Source organism: Neorhizobium sp. T7_12, assembly GCF_002968535.1.
Classification (GTDB): Bacteria; Pseudomonadota; Alphaproteobacteria; order Rhizobiales; family Rhizobiaceae; genus Neorhizobium; species Neorhizobium tomejilense.
Genome location: NZ_PVBK01000005.1, coordinates 1 through 19704 on the forward strand (window position 1 = coordinate 1; position 19704 = coordinate 19704).

Annotated in this window: 18 protein-coding genes; 14 read left to right on the top strand and 4 right to left on the bottom strand. The window is 63.1% G+C overall.

What is annotated here, in order from left to right; genetic code table 11:
* The first annotated feature begins 56 nt into the window (after nucleotides 1-56).
* Entirely contained in the window at nucleotides 57-2198 is a 2142-nt protein-coding gene (gene scpA, locus C5J26_RS13355) for a methylmalonyl-CoA mutase (protein ID WP_105402471.1), read from the top strand.
* A gap of 3 nt (nucleotides 2199-2201) precedes the next feature.
* On the opposite strand, the gene C5J26_RS13360 is transcribed toward scpA, so the two are convergent.
* On the bottom strand, nucleotides 2202-3140 hold the full coding sequence (locus tag C5J26_RS13360; protein ID WP_105402207.1) for a sugar-binding transcriptional regulator: 939 nt from the start codon (nucleotides 3138-3140) through the stop codon (nucleotides 2202-2204).
* Nucleotides 3141-3288: 148 nt separating this feature from the next.
* On the opposite strand from C5J26_RS13360, the gene C5J26_RS13365 reads away from it, so the two are divergent.
* The 11 genes from C5J26_RS13365 (at nucleotide 3289) to C5J26_RS13420 (ending at nucleotide 14794) form a co-directional block, all read left to right on the top strand.
* Nucleotides 3289-4614, top strand: a complete 1326-nt coding sequence (locus tag C5J26_RS13365; protein ID WP_105402208.1) for an extracellular solute-binding protein — start codon at nucleotides 3289-3291, stop codon at nucleotides 4612-4614.
* Nucleotides 4601-5593 (top strand): ABC transporter permease subunit, encoded by a 993-nt coding sequence (locus C5J26_RS13370; RefSeq protein ID WP_105402209.1) that lies wholly within the window; start codon nucleotides 4601-4603, stop codon nucleotides 5591-5593. The genes C5J26_RS13365 and C5J26_RS13370 overlap by 14 nt, the downstream gene beginning before the upstream one ends.
* A 2-nt stretch (nucleotides 5594-5595) precedes the next feature.
* Entirely contained in the window at nucleotides 5596-6516 is a 921-nt protein-coding gene (locus C5J26_RS13375) for an ABC transporter permease subunit (protein WP_105402210.1), read from the top strand.
* A 16-nt stretch (nucleotides 6517-6532) separates the two neighbouring features.
* Nucleotides 6533-7285 carry a glycerophosphodiester phosphodiesterase family protein gene (locus tag C5J26_RS13380; protein ID WP_105402211.1) on the top strand — a complete coding sequence of 251 codons (753 nt, stop codon included), beginning with the start codon at nucleotides 6533-6535 and terminating at the stop codon, nucleotides 7283-7285.
* Nucleotides 7272-8798 (top strand): alkaline phosphatase, encoded by a 1527-nt coding sequence (locus C5J26_RS13385; protein WP_105402212.1) that lies wholly within the window; start codon nucleotides 7272-7274, stop codon nucleotides 8796-8798. Before C5J26_RS13380 ends, C5J26_RS13385 begins: the two co-directional genes overlap by 14 nt.
* Before the next feature lie 23 nt (nucleotides 8799-8821).
* Nucleotides 8822-9505, top strand: a complete 684-nt coding sequence (locus tag C5J26_RS13390) for an HAD family phosphatase (RefSeq protein WP_105402213.1) — start codon at nucleotides 8822-8824, stop codon at nucleotides 9503-9505.
* Nucleotides 9506-9618: 113 nt separating this feature from the next.
* Nucleotides 9619-10752: an ABC transporter ATP-binding protein gene (locus tag C5J26_RS13395; RefSeq protein ID WP_105402214.1), complete on the top strand. Its 1134-nt coding sequence runs from the start codon at nucleotides 9619-9621 to the stop codon at nucleotides 10750-10752.
* 42 nt (nucleotides 10753-10794) lie between these two features.
* The gene (locus C5J26_RS13400) at nucleotides 10795-11928 is read left to right on the top strand and encodes an extracellular solute-binding protein (RefSeq protein ID WP_105402215.1); all 1134 of its coding nucleotides are present in this window, start codon (nucleotides 10795-10797) and stop codon (nucleotides 11926-11928) included.
* 187 nt (nucleotides 11929-12115) lie between these two features.
* The gene (locus tag C5J26_RS13410) at nucleotides 12116-12937 is read left to right on the top strand and encodes an ABC transporter permease (protein ID WP_105402216.1); all 822 of its coding nucleotides are present in this window, start codon (nucleotides 12116-12118) and stop codon (nucleotides 12935-12937) included.
* Nucleotides 12934-13773, top strand: a complete 840-nt coding sequence (locus tag C5J26_RS13415) for an ABC transporter permease (protein WP_105402217.1) — start codon at nucleotides 12934-12936, stop codon at nucleotides 13771-13773. The genes C5J26_RS13410 and C5J26_RS13415 overlap by 4 nt, the downstream gene beginning before the upstream one ends.
* A 7-nt stretch (nucleotides 13774-13780) precedes the next feature.
* Entirely contained in the window at nucleotides 13781-14794 is a 1014-nt protein-coding gene (locus C5J26_RS13420; protein ID WP_105402218.1) for a LacI family DNA-binding transcriptional regulator, read from the top strand.
* On the opposite strand, the gene C5J26_RS13425 is transcribed toward C5J26_RS13420, so the two are convergent.
* From C5J26_RS13425 to C5J26_RS13435, 3 genes are read right to left on the bottom strand one after another with little or no spacing between them, the layout of a single operon-like run.
* On the bottom strand, nucleotides 14791-15666 hold the full coding sequence (locus C5J26_RS13425; protein WP_038547636.1) for an amidohydrolase family protein: 876 nt from the start codon (nucleotides 15664-15666) through the stop codon (nucleotides 14791-14793). The genes C5J26_RS13420 and C5J26_RS13425 overlap by 4 nt on opposite strands.
* Before the next feature lie 25 nt (nucleotides 15667-15691).
* Nucleotides 15692-16147, bottom strand: coding sequence for a MarR family winged helix-turn-helix transcriptional regulator (locus C5J26_RS13430; protein WP_105402219.1), 456 nt, complete (start codon nucleotides 16145-16147; stop codon nucleotides 15692-15694).
* A 12-nt stretch (nucleotides 16148-16159) separates the two neighbouring features.
* On the bottom strand, nucleotides 16160-16954 hold the full coding sequence (locus tag C5J26_RS13435; protein WP_046600458.1) for a crotonase/enoyl-CoA hydratase family protein: 795 nt from the start codon (nucleotides 16952-16954) through the stop codon (nucleotides 16160-16162).
* A 133-nt stretch (nucleotides 16955-17087) separates the two neighbouring features.
* Between C5J26_RS13435 and C5J26_RS13440 the strand changes: the two genes are divergently transcribed.
* Complete coding sequence (locus C5J26_RS13440; RefSeq protein WP_105402220.1) at nucleotides 17088-18944, top strand: feruloyl-CoA synthase; 1857 nt, start codon at nucleotides 17088-17090, stop codon at nucleotides 18942-18944.
* The gene (locus tag C5J26_RS13445) at nucleotides 18941-19702 is read left to right on the top strand and encodes an SDR family NAD(P)-dependent oxidoreductase (RefSeq protein ID WP_105402221.1); all 762 of its coding nucleotides are present in this window, start codon (nucleotides 18941-18943) and stop codon (nucleotides 19700-19702) included. Before C5J26_RS13440 ends, C5J26_RS13445 begins: the two co-directional genes overlap by 4 nt.
* Nucleotides 19703-19704: the final 2 nt, after the last annotated feature.

Genomic DNA, 19704 nt, shown 5'->3' on the forward strand with positions numbered 1-19704 from the left:
CAAAGCCTGGCGGTCGACGAGTTGATCATGGAGTTCGAGTGATGGCCGAGAAGACCGTGAAAGCCGCAAAGACCGTCAAGGATTGGGAATCTCTGGCCGAAAAGGAGCTGAAGGCTTCGCCGGAAACCCTTGTCTGGCATACGCCCGAAGGAATCGACATCAAGCCGCTCTATACGGCCGACGACCTGGCCGGCATCGAGCATCTCGATTCGCTGCCGGGGATGAAGCCGTTCGTGCGGGGCCCGCGCGCCACGATGTATGCCGGCCGCCCCTGGACGATCCGCCAATATGCCGGTTTCTCGACCGCCGAAGCATCGAACGCCTTCTACCGCCGCAATCTCGCCGGCGGGCAGAAAGGCCTCTCTGTCGCCTTCGACCTCGCCACCCACCGCGGCTACGACAGCGACCATCCGCGGGTCGAGGGCGATGTCGGCAAGGCGGGCGTGGCGATCGACAGCGTCGAGGACATGAAGATCCTGTTCGACGGTATTCCCTTGAAGGAGATGTCGGTGTCGATGACCATGAACGGCGCGGTCATCCCGATCCTCGCCTCCTTCATCGTCGCCGGCGAGGAGCAGGGCTGTTCGCGGGCCGAGCTCTCCGGCACCATCCAGAACGACATTTTGAAGGAGTTCATGGTCCGCAACACCTATATCTACCCGCCCGAGCCTTCGATGCGGATCGTCGCCGACATCATCGAATATACGGCAAAGGAAATGCCAAAGTTCAATTCGATTTCGATATCCGGCTATCATATGCAGGAAGCGGGCGCGACGCTCGTCCAGGAGCTTGCCTTCACGCTGGCCGATGGGCGCGAATATGTCCGTGCAGCACTTGCCAAGGGCCTCAGCGTCGACGAGTTCGCCGGCCGGCTTTCCTTCTTCTTCGCGATCGGCATGAACTTCTTCATGGAAGCGGCCAAGCTGCGCGCCGCCCGGCTTCTGTGGTCGCGGATCATGGAGGAGTTCAAGCCGCAGAAGGCGTCGTCGCTGATGCTGCGCACCCACTGCCAGACGTCGGGCGTCTCGCTGCAGGAACAGGATCCCTACAACAACGTCATCCGCACCGCCTATGAGGCGCTGTCGGCGGTGCTCGGCGGCACCCAGTCGCTGCACACCAACGCGCTCGACGAGGCGATGGCCCTGCCGACCGATTTTTCCGCCCGTATCGCCCGTAATACCCAGCTGATCCTCAGCCACGAGACCGGCGTGACCAAGGTCGTCGATCCGCTGGCTGGGTCCTATTATGTCGAGAGCCTGACCAACGAGCTTGCCGAAAAGGCCTGGGCGCTGATCGAGGAGGTCGAGGCGATGGGCGGCATGACCAAGGCTGTCGCCGATGGCCTGCCGAAACGGCTGATCGAGGAGGCCGCCACCCGCCGCCAGGCCGCCGTCGACCGCGGCGAGGAAATCATCGTCGGCGTCAACAAGTACCGGCTGGAAAACGAGGACGAGATCGACATTCTGGCGATCGACAATACCGCGGTCCGCAAAGGTCAGATCAAACGCCTGGAGGAAGTGCGTCGGCAGCGCGATCCTAAGCGCGTGGCGGCGGCACTCGCGGTCCTCGAGGAAGCCGCCGAAAGCGGCGAGGGAAACCTGCTGGAAGTGGCGATCGAGGCGGCCCGCGCCCGCGCCACCGTCGGTGAAATCTCCGACGCGATGCGGCAAGCCTTCGGCGACCACTCGGCGGTGCCGGAGGTGGTCGGCGATATCTACGGGCCTGCCTACGAGGATGACCCGGAATACAAGACGATCGTCTCGCGGCTTGGCGGTTACGCTCAAAAGCTTGGCAGCAGCCCGAAGATCATGGTCGCCAAGCTCGGCCAGGACGGCCATGACCGCGGCGCCAAGGTGATCGCCTCGGCCTTTGGCGACATCGGTTTCGAGGTTCTCGCCGGTCCGCTGTTCCAGACGCCCGAGGAAGCGGCAGACCTTGCGGTCAAAGAGAAGGTCCAGGTCGTCGGCATGTCGTCGCTCGCCGCAGGTCACCGGACGCTTGCGCCCCAGCTCGTCGAAGCGCTGAAGGCGAAAGGCGCCGAAAACGTCATCGTCGTGGTCGGCGGCGTCGTGCCTCGGCAGGATTACGACTACCTGATGGACCACGGCGTCGCCGCCGTCTTCGGCCCGGGTACCAACGTGCTGGATGCCGCCAATTCCATCATCGACCTTTTGGAGGGCAAGAGGCGGAATATCTGACGGCTATTTTGCCGCCAGCATGGCCTTGGCACTGTCGGCGTCGGTGATCATCACGTTGACGAGCCCGCTCTGTGCCACCGCCTGCAGGATCTTGCGCTTGTGCGCCCCGCCCGACGCGACGATTCGGCAGCCGATTTTTCGGAAATCCTCCATCTCCGGGGCGAGAACCTGGCGGTTCAATGGATGGTCGATTTCCTTGCCCGTCGCGTCGAGATAACGGCCCATCAGGTCGCCGACCGCGCCGGCTTTCCTGAGGATCTGCTCGTTCATGCCTTCGGGAAGACCATAGCGCACCTGCAGCGACTGCTGCGATACGTCGCCGACGCTGAGGTAGGCGACATCCACCTCGCAGATCTGCTTGAACGTCCTCTGGAACACCGCCTGCGAAATGATCGCATCGCGCGATTCCGGGCTCTCGGCATAGATCGGCGCCACGAAATAGCGGCACTGAGCGTTCAGCACCTGCGCGAAGCCGCGGACGATCTCGAACGTGTTGATTTCAGAGCCCTGCGTCAGCCCGCCCATCATCGAGCGCACCTTGATCTGCGGCTCGTTCAGCGACGGGATGTGCTGGATCGTCTCGCGCAGCGTCGAGCCCCAACCGACGCCGATCGATGCGGGTTTCTGCGTCTGGATCAGCCGGCCGAGAAAGCCGGCGGCACCGCGTCCGAGCACCGAATGCAGAAGCCCCGCGTCCGCCGGCGTCGGCACCACGACCGCATCCTGCAGGCCGAACCGCTTGCGCAGTTTCGCTTCCAGCTCGACGCTTTCCGCCAGCACGGAATCGAAGCTGATCCTGACGACGCCTGCTTCCAGCGCCTCCGAGAGGATCTCGTTGACCCGCCGGCGGGTGATATTCATCCGTTCGGCGATCTGCTGCTGGGTAAGGCTTTCCACATGATAGAGCCACGCGGCCCGCACCATCAGCTCACGATATTCCATTGTCCCTGCCCTTCGAAGTATCATATGTCACACACACGTAACACATGTAACTTACCCATCCATGTCATGGCTAACCCAGACTGATGGAGATGGCCAGAACCGAAACAGGGCGGGTCGTGCGAAAGACCCGATTATCAGGGACCGAAACATGGCTTCGACATACGTGAAATCGATAACCGGCCTTCTTGCCGCCGGCGCGCTGCTGATGGGCGCGACGGGAGCAACTGCTGCCGACCGCGTCAAGATCGAGTGGTGGTATGCGATCTCCGGCAAGCTCGGCGATACCGTCCAGAAGCTGATCTCCGACTTCAACAAGTCCCAGGACAAGTACGAGGTCGTCGGCACGTTCAAGGGCAATTACGAAGAGACCATGGCGGCCATGGTCGCCGCGTACCGGGTCAATCAGCAGCCGGCTATCCTTCAGTCTGCCGAGCGCGGTTTCATGACCATGCTGAATTCCGGTGCGGTCATCCCTGTCGACCAGCTGATGGCCAAGCAAGGCTACAAGATCGACTGGAGCGATTTCGTCAAGCCGGTCGCCGGCTTCTATATCGTCAACGGCAAGCCGGCGGCGCTTCCCTTCAACTCGTCGACGCCGATTCTCTGGTACAATGCCGATGCCTTCAATGCGGCCGGCTTCGACGCGCCGTCGGATACCTGGCAGGGCCTCGAAAAGCAGCTTTATGCGCTGAAGGAGAAAAAGGTCACCGATTGCCCGATGGCGCTGCCGGGCGATTTCCAGTGGAGCCTGATCGAGAACTATTCGGCGATCAACAACTACCCCTTTGCCACCAAGGCCAATGGCTATGGCGGTCTCGACACCGAATTCGTCTACAACAAGACCGGCGTGGTCGGTCAGGTCGCGCGGCTGAAGAAATGGGTCGATGACAGCGTGCTGAAGATCGCCGGCCAGGGCGTCGCTCCGATCAGCCTCTTCACGTCAGGCACCTGCGCCACGATCATCAACTCCACCGCCAGCCATTCCGGCGTCGAAGCGGACGCGAAGTTCAAGTGGAGCGCCGCGGTCATGCCGCACGAGGAAGGTGCGGACGTCAAGAACGGTACGATCGGTGGCGCATCGCTCTGGGCGGTCAAGGGCAAGTCGGAAGAGGTTCAGGCCGGCGTCGCTGCCTTCTTTAATTTCGTCGCCCAGCCGGCAACCCAGGAATGGTGGAGCAAGGCGACCGGCTACATTCCGGTCACCAATGCCGCCTACCAGAAGATGAAGACCGATGGTTATTTCAAGGATCATCCGACCCGCGAAATCGCGATCGAGCAGCTGTCACGTGGCGAGCCGACGGATAATTCCCGCGGCTTCCGCTTCGGCAACCACAATCAGTCGACTTCTATCCTCATCGAGGAAATCCAGGCTGTCTGGACCGGCAAGAAGGCCCCGCAGGAAGCACTGGACTCATCCGTCAAGCGCGGCAACGAGATCCTGCGCCAGTACGAGAAGCTCCATGCCGGCAAGTGATGCCATCATGATCAGGAACGAGGGCGCGGCGACACGCCCTCGGTTACCCTTGCGGCGGAGCCTGAGCTCCCTGGTGGGGACGTCGGAAGCGGGGCTCAAGGCCTCGCATTTCCGGCGGCCCTGGCTGGCCGCGGGCCTGCTCGCGCCGCAGCTGCTGATCCTGCTCTTCTTCTTTTTCATCCCCACCTGGAAGGCGCTGTCGCTTGCCTTCGTGCAGGTGGATCCGTTCGGCGGCACGATGATCTTCGTCGGGCTGGAAAATTTCACCACCCTGTTTTCAAGCCCGGAATACCGCGACAGCGCCATCCTCACGCTGTGGTTCACGGTGGTGCAATGCATCGCGACGCTCGTCATCGCCGGGTTATTGGCCTTCGCCACCGACAACGTCATGCGCGGCAGGGCGATCTACAAGGGCGTCATCCTGCTGCCCTATGCCATCGCACCGGCGATATCGGGCGTTCTCTGGGCCTTCCTGTTCAACCCGACCGTCGGCCCGCTCGCCCAGATGCTGCATGAGATCGGTTTCGCCTGGGACCCGAACCGCCGGCCGTTCGATGCGCTGCTGCTGGTTTCGGTCGCGGCGGTCTGGAAACATGTCTGCTACGATTACATCTTCCTCGTCGCGGCGTTCCTGGCCGTGCCGGCCTCGGTGATGGAGGCAGCCGCGATCGACGGCGCTCGTCCGGTCCGCCGCTTTTTCACAGTGACGCTGCCCATGGCGGCGCCGACGATTTTCTTCCTGATCGTCATGAACTTCGTCTACGGCCTGTTCGAGACCTTCGGCATCATCGACACCGTGACGCACGGCGGACCCGCCGGCAGCACCAACACGCTGGTCTACAAGGTCTACCAGGACGGTTTTCGCCAGCTCGATCTCGGCTCGTCGGCCGCTCAGTCGGTGATCCTGATGGCGATCGCCGTGCTCTTCACCTTCCTGCAGTTCCGCGCCGTCGAGCGCAAAGTCAATTATCAGGTGTGACCATGGTCGAACGTCACACGGGCCTCTCGATCTTCTGCCACGTCGTTCTGCTGATCGGTGCCGCAGTCGTCTGCATGCCGCTCTATTTCGCTTTCGTCGCCGGTTCGCTGACGGTCGGCGAAGTGCAGCAGGTGCCGTTTCCGCTGGTCCCGGGCGGCCATTTCGTCGAGAACACCGTCCTCGCCTGGAACGAAGGCCAGTTCAGCCGTCTCTACGTCAACTCCCTCATCGTGACTGTCGGCATCGTCGTCGGCAAGCTGACGGTCTCGCTGATAGCCGGCTTCGCGGTCACCTATTTCCGCTTTCCCTTCCGCATGACCGCTTTCTGGCTGATCTTCATCTCGCTGATGCTGCCGGTGGAAGTACGCATCATCCCGACCTACGAGGCGGTGGCCGATGCCGGCGGCCCGCTGCGATCACTGTTCGAGGCGATCGGCCTGACCGGCTTCATCGCCGACAGGACCGGCTATCAGCTCGACGCGGCGCTGCAGTGGAACATGATCAACAGCTACGGCGGGCTCATCCTGCCGCTGATCGCCTCGGCGTCCGCGACCTTCCTGTTCCGTCAGTTCTTCCTGACGGTGCCCGACGAACTCTGCGAGGCTGCCAAGCTTGACGGCGCCGGGCCGTTGAAATTCTTCTGGGACGTGCTGCTGCCGCTGTCGCGCGCCAATATCGCGGCGCTGTCGATCATTCTCTTCCTCTACGGCTGGAACCAGTATCTCTGGCCGCTTCTTTTCACCACCGAAAAGGCGATGGCGACGGCGATGATCGGATTGAAGGACCTGATCCCGGTCGCCGACGCCCAGCCGGCCTGGAATATCGCCATGGCTGCTTCTTTTTTTGTGATGGCGCCGCCGGCTCTCGTCATCCTTCTGATGCAACGCTGGTTCACCAAGGGCCTGGTGGATTCCAGCAAATAGAAATGAGGTATTTCCAATGACCAATCCCATCATCGTCGGCCATCGCGGCGCCCGCAATCTCTGGGCCGAGAACAGCCTGACAGGATTCCGCAACCTTCTCGACCTCTCCGTCGAATCGGTCGAATTCGACGTGCATCTGAGCGCCACCGGCGAGCTCCTTGTGATCCATGACGCGACGCTCGACCGCACCACCGAACGCTCAGGCCGGGTGACCGAGCTTGCCGCCGGCGAATACCGTTCGGTGATCCTCAAGGGCACCGATGAGCACATCCCGACGCTCGAAGACGTGCTCGAAATCTACGCGCCGACCGGCCTCGAACTGCATGTGGAGCTGAAGGCCGATGCCGACGGCAAGCCCTATGAAGGCCTCGAAGCCAAGGCTGCGGCGATGATCGATCGCTTTGGTATCGCGGACAATTCCTTCCTGACCAGCTTCAGCGGCGACGTCCTGAAGACGATCGGTGAAGTCGCGCCGCATATCCGCCGGCTGTCGTCGCTCAATCACAAGTCCGTCCAGGCTCTCGGCCTGCGCCAGTCCGTCGAAGCCATGCTGCGGGTTTCCGACGTGCTGGCAATCGAAAAGGCTCTGTTGCTCGAGGAATGGGAACTGCTCTCCGCGCTCGTCCCGGCCGAAAAGCTCGGCGTCTGGGTTCCTAACGAGCTGGAAGACCTGTCCTTCTGGCTGAAGCGGCCGCTGCGCCAGATCACCACCGACCGGCCGGATCTCGCCGTCAAGGCACGCGAAGGGCTGTTCGATGCCGCTCATTGATCGCCGAAGCCTGCTGGTGGGCGGACTGGCGGCGGCTGCGATCTGGCGGACGCTCGGCTCCGCGCGTGCGGCGAGCTTCAAGACCGATCCCTTCGCTCTCGGTGTCGCGTCCGGCGCGCCGAGGGCCGACAGTGTCGTCCTCTGGACCCGGCTGATCCTCGAAGACACATCGGCCGCCACCTCCGCCGATCCTTTCGCCCCGGCGCCGAAGCCGAACCTCGATCCGATCGACGTGGAATGGATGATCGCCGAGGACGAGGTTTTTTCAGAGCCGGTCCAGTCGGGCCTCTTCCGCGCCGTCCCGGAATTCGCCCACTCGGTGCATGTGGAAGTGACGGGTCTTCTGCCCGGCCGCTGGTATTTCTACCGTTTCCGGTCCGGCAATGCGGAAAGCCCGGTCGGCCGCACCCGCACCGCGCCGGCCGACAGCGTCAATACGCTTCGCCTCGCCTTCGCCTCCTGCCAGCAATACGAACAGGGTTTCTACAGCGCCTATGCCGACATGGCCGGCCGCGATCTCGATCTCGTCATCCATCTCGGCGACTACATCTACGAGCGCAGTTATGGCGCGCAGCTGGTGCGCAAGCACGAAACCGGTGTGCCGTCGATGCTCTACGAATTCCGGGATCGTTATGCGCTCTACAAATCTGACCCGCAACTGCAGGCCGCCCACGCCGCCTTTCCCTGGCTCGTCGTCTGGGACGACCATGAAGTCACCAACAACTACGCCGCTAACCGCGCTCCCGACGCACCGAACCGTGACGAATTCCTCGCCCGCCGCCGTGCCGCATACCAGGCCTGGTTCGAGCACATGCCGGTGCATCCAAGCCTCGTCGCCGGCTTCGATGCGCTGCGCATCTACGATCATTATCGGTTCGGCAATCTGGCCGGCGTGACGCTGCTCGATACCCGGCAATATCGTTCGCCGGAACTCCAAGGATCTGCAGGCGACGACCGGCCGGAGCGGACCATGCTTGGCCCGGCGCAGGAACAATGGCTCGGCAAGACGCTCGGTGCCAGCCGGGCGAAGTGGAACCTCATCGCCCAGCAGACGCTGCTTGCCGAGCGCGACACCAAGTCCGGGCCGGCCACCACGTATAATCTCGACGGTTGGGACGGATACCGCGCCGCCCGCGGCCGCCTGCTGGAGGCGGTGCAGACCTCGGCGGTCCAAAATCCGCTGATCATTGGCGGCGACCTGCATGCCTTCTATGCGGCGGACGTGAAGCGCGACTTCACGGAGGAGAAGGCTCAGGTCATCGCCAGCGAATTCGTCTGCGGCTCGATCACCTCGGACGCCCCGTCCGCCGCAAGCCTTGCGACGGCGCTTGCCGAAAACCCGCATCTCAAGTTTGCCTCGGACAAGCATGGTTATGCGATCATGCGCTTGAGCGAGCGGTCGGCCGAGGTCGATTTCATCGGGATCACAGACCGTAAGCAGCAGAATTCCCCTGCTGCCGTTTTCCAGAGCTTTGCCGTCGCCGACGGTTTGGCCGGCGTCAATCGGCTTTGACGCCTCATTCAAATTGGACTTTCATGCAGATAGATCTCCTGATTTTCGATTGTGACGGCGTCCTGATCAACAGCGAGCCGATCGCCAGCCGCACGCTGGCCAAAGCCCTGCAGGATGCTGGTGCCGCCATCACTGCCGAGGAGGTTCTGGTCCGCTTTACCGGCAATTCCGCCAGCGCCATCCGCCGCATCTGCACCGAAGAGCTCGGCATCGTTGATCTGGATGAGGTCTTCGACGCCTGGCATCTTGATATCTATCCGGAATTCGCCCGCTCGCTGGAACCCATGCCCGGCATCGAAAGCCTCGTCCGCGCACTGCCGCATCGCAAATGCGTCGCCTCCAACATCTCGGCTGACCGGCTGTCGAAAAGCCTCGGCCTTCTGCCCCTCTGGTACGCTTTCGCGCCGTCGATCTTCAGCGCCGACATGGTGGCGCGGCCGAAACCGGCGCCGGATTTGTTTCATCTCTGCGCCGAAACGCTCGCCGCCGATCCGGCCCGTTGCGTGGTGATCGACGACAGCGCCCACGGGATCACCGGGGCGATTGCGGCGGGCATGACCGCGATCGGCTTTGTCGATCCCGCCGACCCGCGGCCCGGCCGCGCGAAAATCCTGGCGGAGGCCGGAGCCGTTTTCGTGGCAACCGGTGCCGACGAGCTTGCAGAAGCGCTCGCCCGGCTCGAAACCCCGCTCTCCGTGGAAGCCTGAGCGGCCACCTCACGCGCATCCGACAATAAAAAATCCAAGGTGTCATCCCCCTGTAAAACTCCGGTTCTAAGAAACGCCCAGCAAGATTGCACGGCTGTGCAAAAGGGGGTTCGATGGACCGGGACGGTTTTTTGGAATTGCGCGGTGTCGCCAGCCGTTATGGCGCCACGCAGGTTCTGACCGATATCGATCTGTCGATTGCCAAGGGCGAATTTGTGGCGCTGCTCGGTTCGTCCGGCTGCGGCAAGACTACGCTTCTGCGTCTGCTCGCCGGCTTCATCAGCCCGTCGGCGGGCGAAGTGAAGGTGCGCCACCGCGACGTGACCTACCTGCCGCCCGACAAACGCGGCATGGCGCTGGTTTTCCAGTCCTACGCGCTGTGGCCGCATATGACGGTGGCGCAGAACATCGGCTACGGCCTGAAGCTGAAGGGTATTTCCCGAACCGAGATCGCGGCCCGCGTCGCGGCTATGCAGTCGCTGCTCGGCCTCGACGGGCTGGAAGCGCGCAAGCCGCTGGCATTGTCGGGCGGCCAACGCCAGCGTGTCGCGCTCGGCCGGGCGCTTGCCATCGATCCGGAAATCCTGCTGCTCGACGAGCCGCTGTCGAACCTCGATGCCCGTATCCGCCTGACGGTGCGCCACGAGTTGCGGGCGCTGCAGAAGCGGCTGGGCATCACCGCGATCCACGTCACCCACGACCGCGAGGAGGCCATGGTGATGGCCGACCGGATCGTCATCCTCAATGCCGGCAGGATCGCCCAACAGGGCACGCCGGAAGATGTCTATAACCGTCCCGCCTCGGCCTTCGTCGCAGCCTTCATGGGCGCGGAAAACGTGCTTTTCCTGAACGGCGCGCCGCAGGGCGACCAGTTTGCGATTGCTGCCGGCCCGGCCAATGCGGCCGGTACCGTACCGCGCCTCGGCCGTCCGCTGGCCGCCGCTCCGGTCGAGGCCCGCTTCCGCCCGGAGGCCGCCCGCCTTTTCCCGGCCGATGATATCGCCACGATCGGTCCCGGCATCAGCTTCCGGGGCGAGGTCGCCGCCGTCAGTTATCCCGGCGGCCATTGGCGCCATGTCGTCAAACTCGGCGATCACGAGATCATGGCCGACGCCGACCGCGCCTTCGAGCCGGGCGCCCGCGTCGCCGTGTTCGTGCCGGCCGAGGCGCTCTTTCTGTTCGGTTCGCCGGAGGCTGCTTCGGCCTCCCCCATTTCCCGGGCGCCATCCGGGAAAGTCCACGCCTGACCTTTCGATACCTCTGCCTTTTCAACTCACGGAGAAGCACTCATGAAGAAGATGTCCTACGCAGCCTTCGCCGTCGTTTTCGCAGCCCTTCCGGTTCATGCCGAAGAGCTGACGGTTGCGACCGCCGGCGACCAGAACATGGTCGACTACATCAACCAGTATCTCGGCCCGCTGTTCGAGAAGACCTATCCGGGCAACACGGTTCGCGCCGTCGGCACCGGCCCCGGCGATGCCGGCTCGCAGAAGATCCTGGAGCGCTTCGACGCCCAGGCCGCAGCGAAGTCCGATAAGTGGGACGTCGACGTCGCTGTCGTCCACGAAAAATTCGTCGGCCCGATGGTGACCAAGAACTATCTCGACAAGTACCGCAGCGACATCGAAACCGGCAAACTCGTCACCCGTGCCAACGCCAAGATGGCGCTCGGCACCAATGTCGACGGTTATGTCATGCCGATGTTCAACAGCCAGACCGCGATCGCCTACAACCCTGCGCTCGTTCCGAACCCGCCGAAATCCTATGCGGAGCTTGCAGACTGGGCCAAAGTCCATCCGAAGCAGTTCGGTTATAACGGCATCAAGGGCGGCGCTTCCGGCGTTTCGTTCGTCATGGGCTGGATCTATGCCTTCGGCGGTGGTGATGCCAACACCCTGATGAACGGTCCGTTCAAGGAAGACGAAACCAAGAAGTGGGATACGGCCTTCAAGAGCCTCGCCGACTTCACCACCAACGCGACGCTGACGCCCGGCAATGCCGGCACGCTCGACCTCCTGTCGCGCGGCGAAATCGCCATGGGCCCGGTCTGGGTCGACATGTTCTATTCCTGGCAGGCCAACGGCCAGCTGCCGCCGACCATGAAGCTCGTCCTGCCGGCTCCGGGCATGCCGGGCCAGCCGATGCATTACGTCATGCCGGAAAAGGCTGCCCACAAGGCGCTGGCCGAGAAGTTCATCGCTCTCGCCACCAGCCCGAAGGTCCAGGCTGAAGGCATCGTCAAGCGCTTCAACTGGTATCCGGGCATCGACGCCGACAACGTCAAGCGAGAACTGGACGACGCCACCTGGAACAAGCTCTTCGTCGACATCTCGCCGGCCGACCTTGCCGCCAAGGGCAAGCCCTTCCCGATCGCGCCCTACAACACAGCGATCCTCGAAGCCTATGAGAAGTCCGTGAAGTAACATTCTGTCTTCTCCCCAGCGGGGAGAAGATGTCCGACAGGACAGGTGAGGGGGTAAGCGACGCAGGAGCGCGCGATCGAGCGCAAGCGAGGTCGCATCTGCCGCAAGGCCCCTCATCCGGCCCTCCGGGCCACCTTCTCCCCGAGGGGAGAAGATAGTGCCCATCATCCCTCCGAACGGTCGAACCATGCCAAAACGCCTTCTCGGTCTCCTTCTCGTGCTGCCGGCACTCGCGGTGATCGCCTTCCTCTTCATCCTGCCGCTGATCATGTCGGCGGTCGGTGCCTTCCAGGTGGAGGGGGCGTTCGGCTGGGGCAATTTCACCAAGACTTTCGACCTCTATACCAAGGACATCATCTTCACCGTCGTGATCGTCAGCCTGTCGACGGTGCTGATCGGCATCGCCTCGATCGCCATCGGCGGTTATCTGACGCTCGGCGAACATCCGGTCGCCGTCGCGATGCTGCGCTGGCTCTATCGCTGGCCGATGTTTATTCCCTTCATCGTCGTCGGGCAGATTCTCCGCACGTTCCTCTCCAAGAACGGCATGATGAACAATACTTTCATCAATCTCGGCCTGCTGACGCCGCTCGATGCGGTGAGCTTCCTCGATTGGCGCGGCATCGTCATCGCCTTCGTCTGGAAGCAGACGCCGTTCGTGGCGCTGCTCGTCGCCGGCGCCATGGCCTCCATCAACCGCGATACAATCGAGGCGGCCCGCAATCTCGGCGCCTCGCGGCTGCGCCTGCTGCTGGAGATAGTCGTGCCGCAAGTGGCGATGACGCTGACGGTCGGCCTCATCCTCTCCTTCGTCACCATGATGTCGGTTCTCTCGGTGCCGCTGATGATCAACGCCCAGTCGCCAACCATGCTGACCGCCGACATCGCCTTCCGGGTCAATTCCTACGGGGATTACGGCGTCGCCAACGCGCTTGGTCTGATCTCGCTCGTGCTCGCCGCATCCGTCGCATGGATCTACCTACGCGCCAGCCTGAAGGAGCGCGCATGACCGCCGCCCGTAATTCCGCCGCCCGCAATCCTCTCGCCGCGCTCTGGTGGGTGCCGCGCGGCATCATCTTCGGGCTGATGGCCTTCGTCATCTTCGGACCGCTGTTCAACTTGCTGCTCTGGACGGTGGCTGAGAAGTGGTATTTCCCCCACAGCCTGCCGCTGGAATACGGCTTCAGTTCCTGGGCAAAAGTGTTTGCACCGCGCGGCGGGGCGATGGAATCGTTGACCAATTCGCTGGTCGTGGCCCTGCTGACCGTTGTCGTCTCGCTCTTGTTGGCGATCCCTGCCGGTTATGCGCTGGCGCGGCTAAAACTGCCGTTTCGCGGCCTCATCCTGCTCGCCTTCCTCATTCCGCAGGCCTTTCCGAACCTGACGGTCTACGTCAACGTCGCTCGCATCTTCTACGAGATCAGGCTCAATGGCACGATTCCCGGCGTCGTGCTGGTGCATGTCTCGCACGGCCTCGTCTACGCGGTGTGGATCGCGACGGCCGCCTTTTCGGCGATCGACGCGGAGCTCGAACAGGCGGCGCGCAACATCGGCGCCGGGGCCTTCCGAGCCTTCCTCGACGTGACGCTGCCGTTGGCGGCACCGGGCCTGATGGCAAGCGCCATCTTCGTTTTCCTGGAATCGCTGGACGAATTCACCGGCAGCTATTTCGTCGGCGCACCCGACGTGAACATGCTGCCGCTGCTGCTCTATACGACCGCTGCCGGCGGCAATTATCAGATCGCATCGATCACGGCCCTCTTGCTGCTCGTTCCCTCTCTGGTGTTCATGTTGATCGTGGAGCGATTCCTGAAGGCGGACGTCCTTTCGCGGGTGGGGCATTGAGGAAAGCATGAAGGACGAAAAACGGATGCGCTTTGTCAGCGCCGAACAGGTCGCCCGCCTTGCCGGTGTCTCCCGTTCGGCCGTCTCCCGCACCTTCACGCCGGGCGCCAGCGTGGCTCCGGCGACGCGCGAAAAGGTGCTGCGGGCGGCGGAAGAGCTCGGCTACCACGTCAACGACCTCGCGCGCGGCGTGCTTGCCAACCAGAGCCGGCTTGTCGGCATCGTCGCGACCAAGCCGGAACTCGGCTTTCGCGCCCATCTGACTGCGGCGCTCGCCAAGGCGCTGATTCAGCGCGGCAGCATCCCGATCCTCATCAATACCGGACAGGCGGAAGAGGAATTGCTGGCCGCCCAGAAAATGCTCATCGGCCACCGCGCCGAGGCGACGATCATCCTTTCCGGTTCGCCGCCCGCGAGCTTTTTCGAACTCGCCCAGCGCAACGGCCAGCCTCTGGTGGTGATCGGCCGTTCGGAACCGGATGCCGATCATGTCCGCGCCGGCAATTCCGAGGCCTCGCGCAAGGCCGCCAATGCCTTTTTCGATGCCGGCCGTCGGCGCCTTGCCGTTGTCGGTTCGAAATCGGGGACGCCGAGCATCGTTGAACGCGAAAATGCCTTCACGTCGGCGGCGCTGGCGCTCGGCGCCGAGGTCCGCTCCGCCGGCGGGCCCGATTCCGATTACGACAGCGGCATCGCCGCCGCCCGCGAGCTGTTCGCCGATGGCGAACGCCCGGATGCGGTGTTCTGCGCCAACGACCAGATCGCCTTCGGCCTTATGGATTTCATCCGCATCGAAAAGAAGCTGCGCATCCCGCAGGATGTGGCGGTGATCGGCTTCGACGACGTGCCGGAAGCGGCCTGGCTGAGCTACAGCCTCACCACCTTCCGCCAGGACCCGATCACCATGGCGCTGCGGGCCGTCGAGCTTCTCGAACGGCGCCTCGAAAACCCGGACGCTTCGCCGGGTTACGAGCGGGTCATCCCCGAACTGGTGGTGCGGAAGAGTTTCGTCCCGGTTTAAAGCTTCAGCAGCTTGCGGGCGTTTTCCTTGAGGATCAGCGGCCGCACCTCGTCCTTGATCGAGATTGCGGCAAAATCCGCCATCCAGCGGTCCGGCGTGATCGCCGGCCAGTCCGAGCCGAACAGCATTTTGTGCTTCAGGATCGAGTTGGCGTATTGCACCAGGATGGCCGGAAAATATTTCGGCGACCAGCCGGACATGTCGATGTAGACGTTCGGCTTGTGGGTCGCGACGGAAAGCGCCTCTTCCTGCCAGGGGAAGGAGGGGTGCGCCAGGATGATCGGCATGTCGGGAAAGTCCGCCGCCACGTCGTCCAGATAGATCGGGTTGGAATATTTGAGCCGCATGTTCATGCCGCCGCGCATGCCGGCGCCGACGCCCGTCTGGCCCGTATGGAATAGTGTGATCGCACCCTCTTCGGCAATCGCCTCATAGAGCGGATAGGCCATCCGGTCGTTCGGATAGAAGGCCTGCATGGTCGGATGGAACTTGAAACCCTTGACGCCGAATTCCCGCACCAGCCGGCGCGCCTCGCGGGCGCCCATCTTGCCCTTGGCGGGGTCGATCGACGCGAACGGGATCATGATGTCGCTGTTTTCGGCAGCGATCATCGCCACTTCTTCGTTGTTGTAACGCCGGAAGCCGGTCTCGCGCTCGGCATCGACCGGAAAGATCACGCAGCCGATCTTGCGCTCGCGGTAATAGACGGCGGTCTCGTTCACCGTCGGCAGCATGCCCTTGTGGCCGGCCGGGTTCTTGAAATATTTGGCCATGCCGGCCTGGAATTGGTCATAGCCGTCGTCGCGCGGGCCGCAGCAGGGTTCTTCCGCATGGGTGTGGACGTCGATGGCGATCAGCTCGTCGATGTTCAAGGTTCGCTCCTCCCGATCCTTAAATTCAGCCCAGGCCCACGAATTTCCGCAGCAGGGCCGTCAGTTGTTGGCGCTCGTCACCGGTAAGGTTGGCGCCGACCGACTCTTCGTAGGTGAAGAACCATTGGCTTGCCTGCTTCACCCTTGTCACCGCTTCCGGCGTCAGCGTGATCTCCACGGCGCGGCGATCTCCATCCGGCACCTTCCGCGAAACGAGGTTCTGGTCCTCCAGCGCCCGGATCAGCTTGGTCATATGAGCCCGCTTGATCATCAGCCGTTGGCCGAGCACGCTTTGGCGGATGCCGGGATTGTGGAGAATGACCCAAAGCACGGAGAATTCCCCCGGCTTCAGATTGTGCTCGCCGACCTCTTCGAAAAACCGCTCGTAGATCTTGAGCTGCGCCAGCCGCATCAGGAAACCGAGCGCCGAATTGAGCCGGTCGAGTTCGACCTGGTCTGCGGTGCGGATCGGCATGTCCATGGGCGTTCCCCCTTATGCCGAGCCCGGCGCCTTCAGCCGCGCGGCGCGTTTTTCCAGGAAAGCGCGCAGACGCTCTTCGGCCTCCGGGCTGGTGGCGGTGAAGGAGGCGATGAAGGATTCGACGAAAAGCCCGTCTTCCTTGGCCATGTCCTGGATCCGCGGCAATGCGTTGAGAACCGCATAGTTGGAAATTTCGGCGTTGCTGGCGGCGGCTTCCGCAAGCTCATGCGCCTTCTGCCGGGCCATGCCCTTTTCGACGACGTATTGTGCCAGGTTCCAGCGCTCGGCCTCTTCCGCCGAAGCCACGCGGCCGGTCAGCATCATGTCGGTCATGCGGGCGACACCCATCAGCCGGGCGGCCCGCACCGAGCCGCCGCCGCCGACGAAGATGCCGCGCTGGCCTTCCGGCAGCGCGAAAAAGGCGGACTTGTCGGCAACCCGGATATGGGTGGAGGATGCCAGTTCGAGGCCACCGCCGACCACCGCGCCATGCAGGGCTGAAATCCACGGGATCGTGCCGTGTTCGATGCCGGCAAACACCGCATGCCAGCGGCGCGAACCGCGCACGCCTTCGATCGGCGTCTTCTTCACATGTTCGGCAAGGTCGAGGCCGGCGCAGAAGTGATCACCATGACCGAACAGCACGACGGCTTTCGCCTCGCTTTCGGCGCGCGCCACGGTCTCGGCAATCGTTTCAACGAAACGGTCGCTGATCGCATTGCGCTTTTCCGGACGATTGAGACCTATATGGGCAACATTGCCCTTGAGCTCATAGGTCACGAAGCTGGTTGCCGTCTGATCGGCCATTTTATGCATTCTCCTCCAGCAACGGACGCTCCCCAGCCCGTCATTAGTTTTTGATCGTTTACAGGGAGATTGTTTCTTTGTAAACAAATTTTGGGAGCCCGATAGGGAGCATTGACGTCTGGGAGGAGAAGTCATGAGCGGAAAACCTGTGCGTGACGTGAAGCTGTGGTCGCCTGCGGTCGGCTGGGAAGAGCGGCCGGACGGCGAGTTCGTGGTCTGGCGTGAGGATCCGCTCGGACCTTATCCCGACAAGCTCAACGAGCGGCTGATCCATTGGGCAAAAACCGCACCCGACCGCACCTGGATGGCGGATCGTGAAGGGACGGCCGAGTGGCGCAGGGTGAGTTTTGCCGAGGCGCTGGATCAGGTGCGCCGCATCGGCCAGTTCCTGCTGGACATGAAGCTCTCGGCCGAAAATCCGCTCGTCATCCTTTCGGAAAACTCGATCGAACATGCGCTGATGGCGCTCGGCGCCCAGCATGTCGGCATCCCGTCCGCGGCGATTGCGCCGGCCTATGCGACCATCTCCTCGGACTTTTCCAAGCTGCACGACATCGCCAGGCAGATCACCCCCGGCCTGATCTTCGCCGACGATGCGGGTGCATTCCGCAAGGCGGTCGATACGGCGTTCGGGGCAGACATTCCCTTTGCCGGGATGCGCAACCTGCCCGAGGATAGGTCCGGCACCTATCTCCTCGACGACATACTCAAGACCGAGCCGACCGAGGCGGTGGACAAGGCTTTTGATGCGGTCGGGCCGGATACGGTCGCGAAATTCCTGTTCACCTCGGGCACCACCGGTTCGCCCAAGGCGGTCATCCAGACGCAGCGCATGCTCTGCTCCAATCAGGAGATGGTGACCGACTGCTATTCCTATTTCCGCGACGAACCGCCGGTTCTGGTCGACTGGGCGCCCTGGAACCACACCGCCAGCGGCAACAAGGTCTTCAACATCGCCATCTATAACGGCGGCACCTATTACATCGACCGCGGCAAGCCGAGCCCGGCGTTGATGGCCCAGACGATCGCCAACCTGAAGGAAATTTCGCCGACCTGGTATTTCAACGTGCCGGCCGGTTATGAAATGCTGATCCAGGCGATGCGCGAGGACGAGGGACTTCGCAAGACCTTCTTCAAGGACCTGAAGCTCCTGATGTACGCCGGCGCCGGCATGGCGCAGCACACCTGGGACGCGTTGATCGAGCTTTCCGAGATGACGATCGGCGAACAGGTGCCGCTCGGCACCGGCATCGGCTCGACGGAGACCGCGCCATTCGCGATCTTCTGCACCGACCCGCAGGAAAAGCCGGGCAATATCGGGGTGCCCGGCCAGGGCGTCACGATGAAACTGGTGCCGATCGACGACAAGTACGAGCTGCGCCTCAAGGGCCCGAACGTCACCCCCGGCTACTGGCGCAACGAGAAGCTGACCAAAGAGGCCTTCGACGAGGAAGGTTTTTACCGGATCGGTGACGCCGTAAAATTCGCCGTGCCCGGCGATCCGCGCCAGGGCTTCTATTTCGACGGCCGCACGGCGGAAAACTTCAAGCTGCAGACCGGCACCTGGGTGGCGGTCGGCGTGTTGCGGGCACAGCTCGTCAACCAGTTCGGCGGGCTGATCCGCGATGCGGTCATCACCGGCGAGAACCGGGCCGAGCTCGGGGCGCTCGCGGTTCCCTTCATGCCGGCACTGCGCGAACTGATCGGCGGCGACGCTGCCCTTTCCGACGAGGCGGTGGTTGCCCATCCGAAGGTAAGGGCGGCGATCACTGAGCGGTTGAAGGAACACCAGCGCCAGTCCAGCGGTTCGGCGACGCGCGTCATGCGCATGATGCTGATGACCCAACCGTTGCGTTTCGAAAAGGGCGAGGTGACAGACAAGGGCTCGATCAACCAGCGCGCCGTGCTCGCCCATCGCGGCGATCTCGTCGAGGAACTGTACGCGGATGCACCGGGCGTCATCCGGGTCGGCAAGGAGCTGGCGGCATGAGGATCGAAGGAACAAGCGCTGTCGTCACCGGCGGCGGCTCGGGGCTCGGCGAGGCGACGGCACGGCTGCTCGCGAAACTCGGGGCCGTGGTACATGTCTTCGACCGCAATCAGACGGCGGCCGAAAAGGTCGCGACCGAGATCGGCGGCGTGGCGCTCTCGGGCGACGTGACCAGCGAGGACGATGCGGCCAAGGCACTCGACGTTGCGGCGAAAGCCGGCGACGGCTTGCGCATCCTCGTCAACTGCGCCGGCATCGGCACGGCGGGGCGCATAGTCGGAAAGAACGGGCCGATGCCGCTTGCCGATTTCGAGCGGGTGATCCGCGTCAACCTGATCGGCACGTTCAACATGATGCGGCTTGCGGCCGAGCGCATGTCGGGCCTGCCCGAGCGCGACGACAAGGCGCGCGGCGTGATCGTCAACACCGCCTCGGTCGCAGCCTTTGAAGGGCAGATCGGCCAGGCGGCCTATGCGGCCTCAAAGGGCGGCATCGTTTCGCTGGCTTTGCCGGCGGCGCGCGAATTCTCCCGTTTCGGCGTGCGGGTCAACACTGTAGCACCCGGCATCTTCCTGACGCCGCTGCTCTACGAACTGCCGCAGGAAGCCCAGGACAGCCTTGCCAGCGCGATCCCCTATCCGTCCCGGCTCGGCGATCCCGGCGAGTTTGCCGATGCGGTGCGGTTCGTGATCGAGAACCAGTATGTCAACGGCGAAGTGATCCGGCTCGACGGCGCACTGCGCATGCAGCCACGGTAACC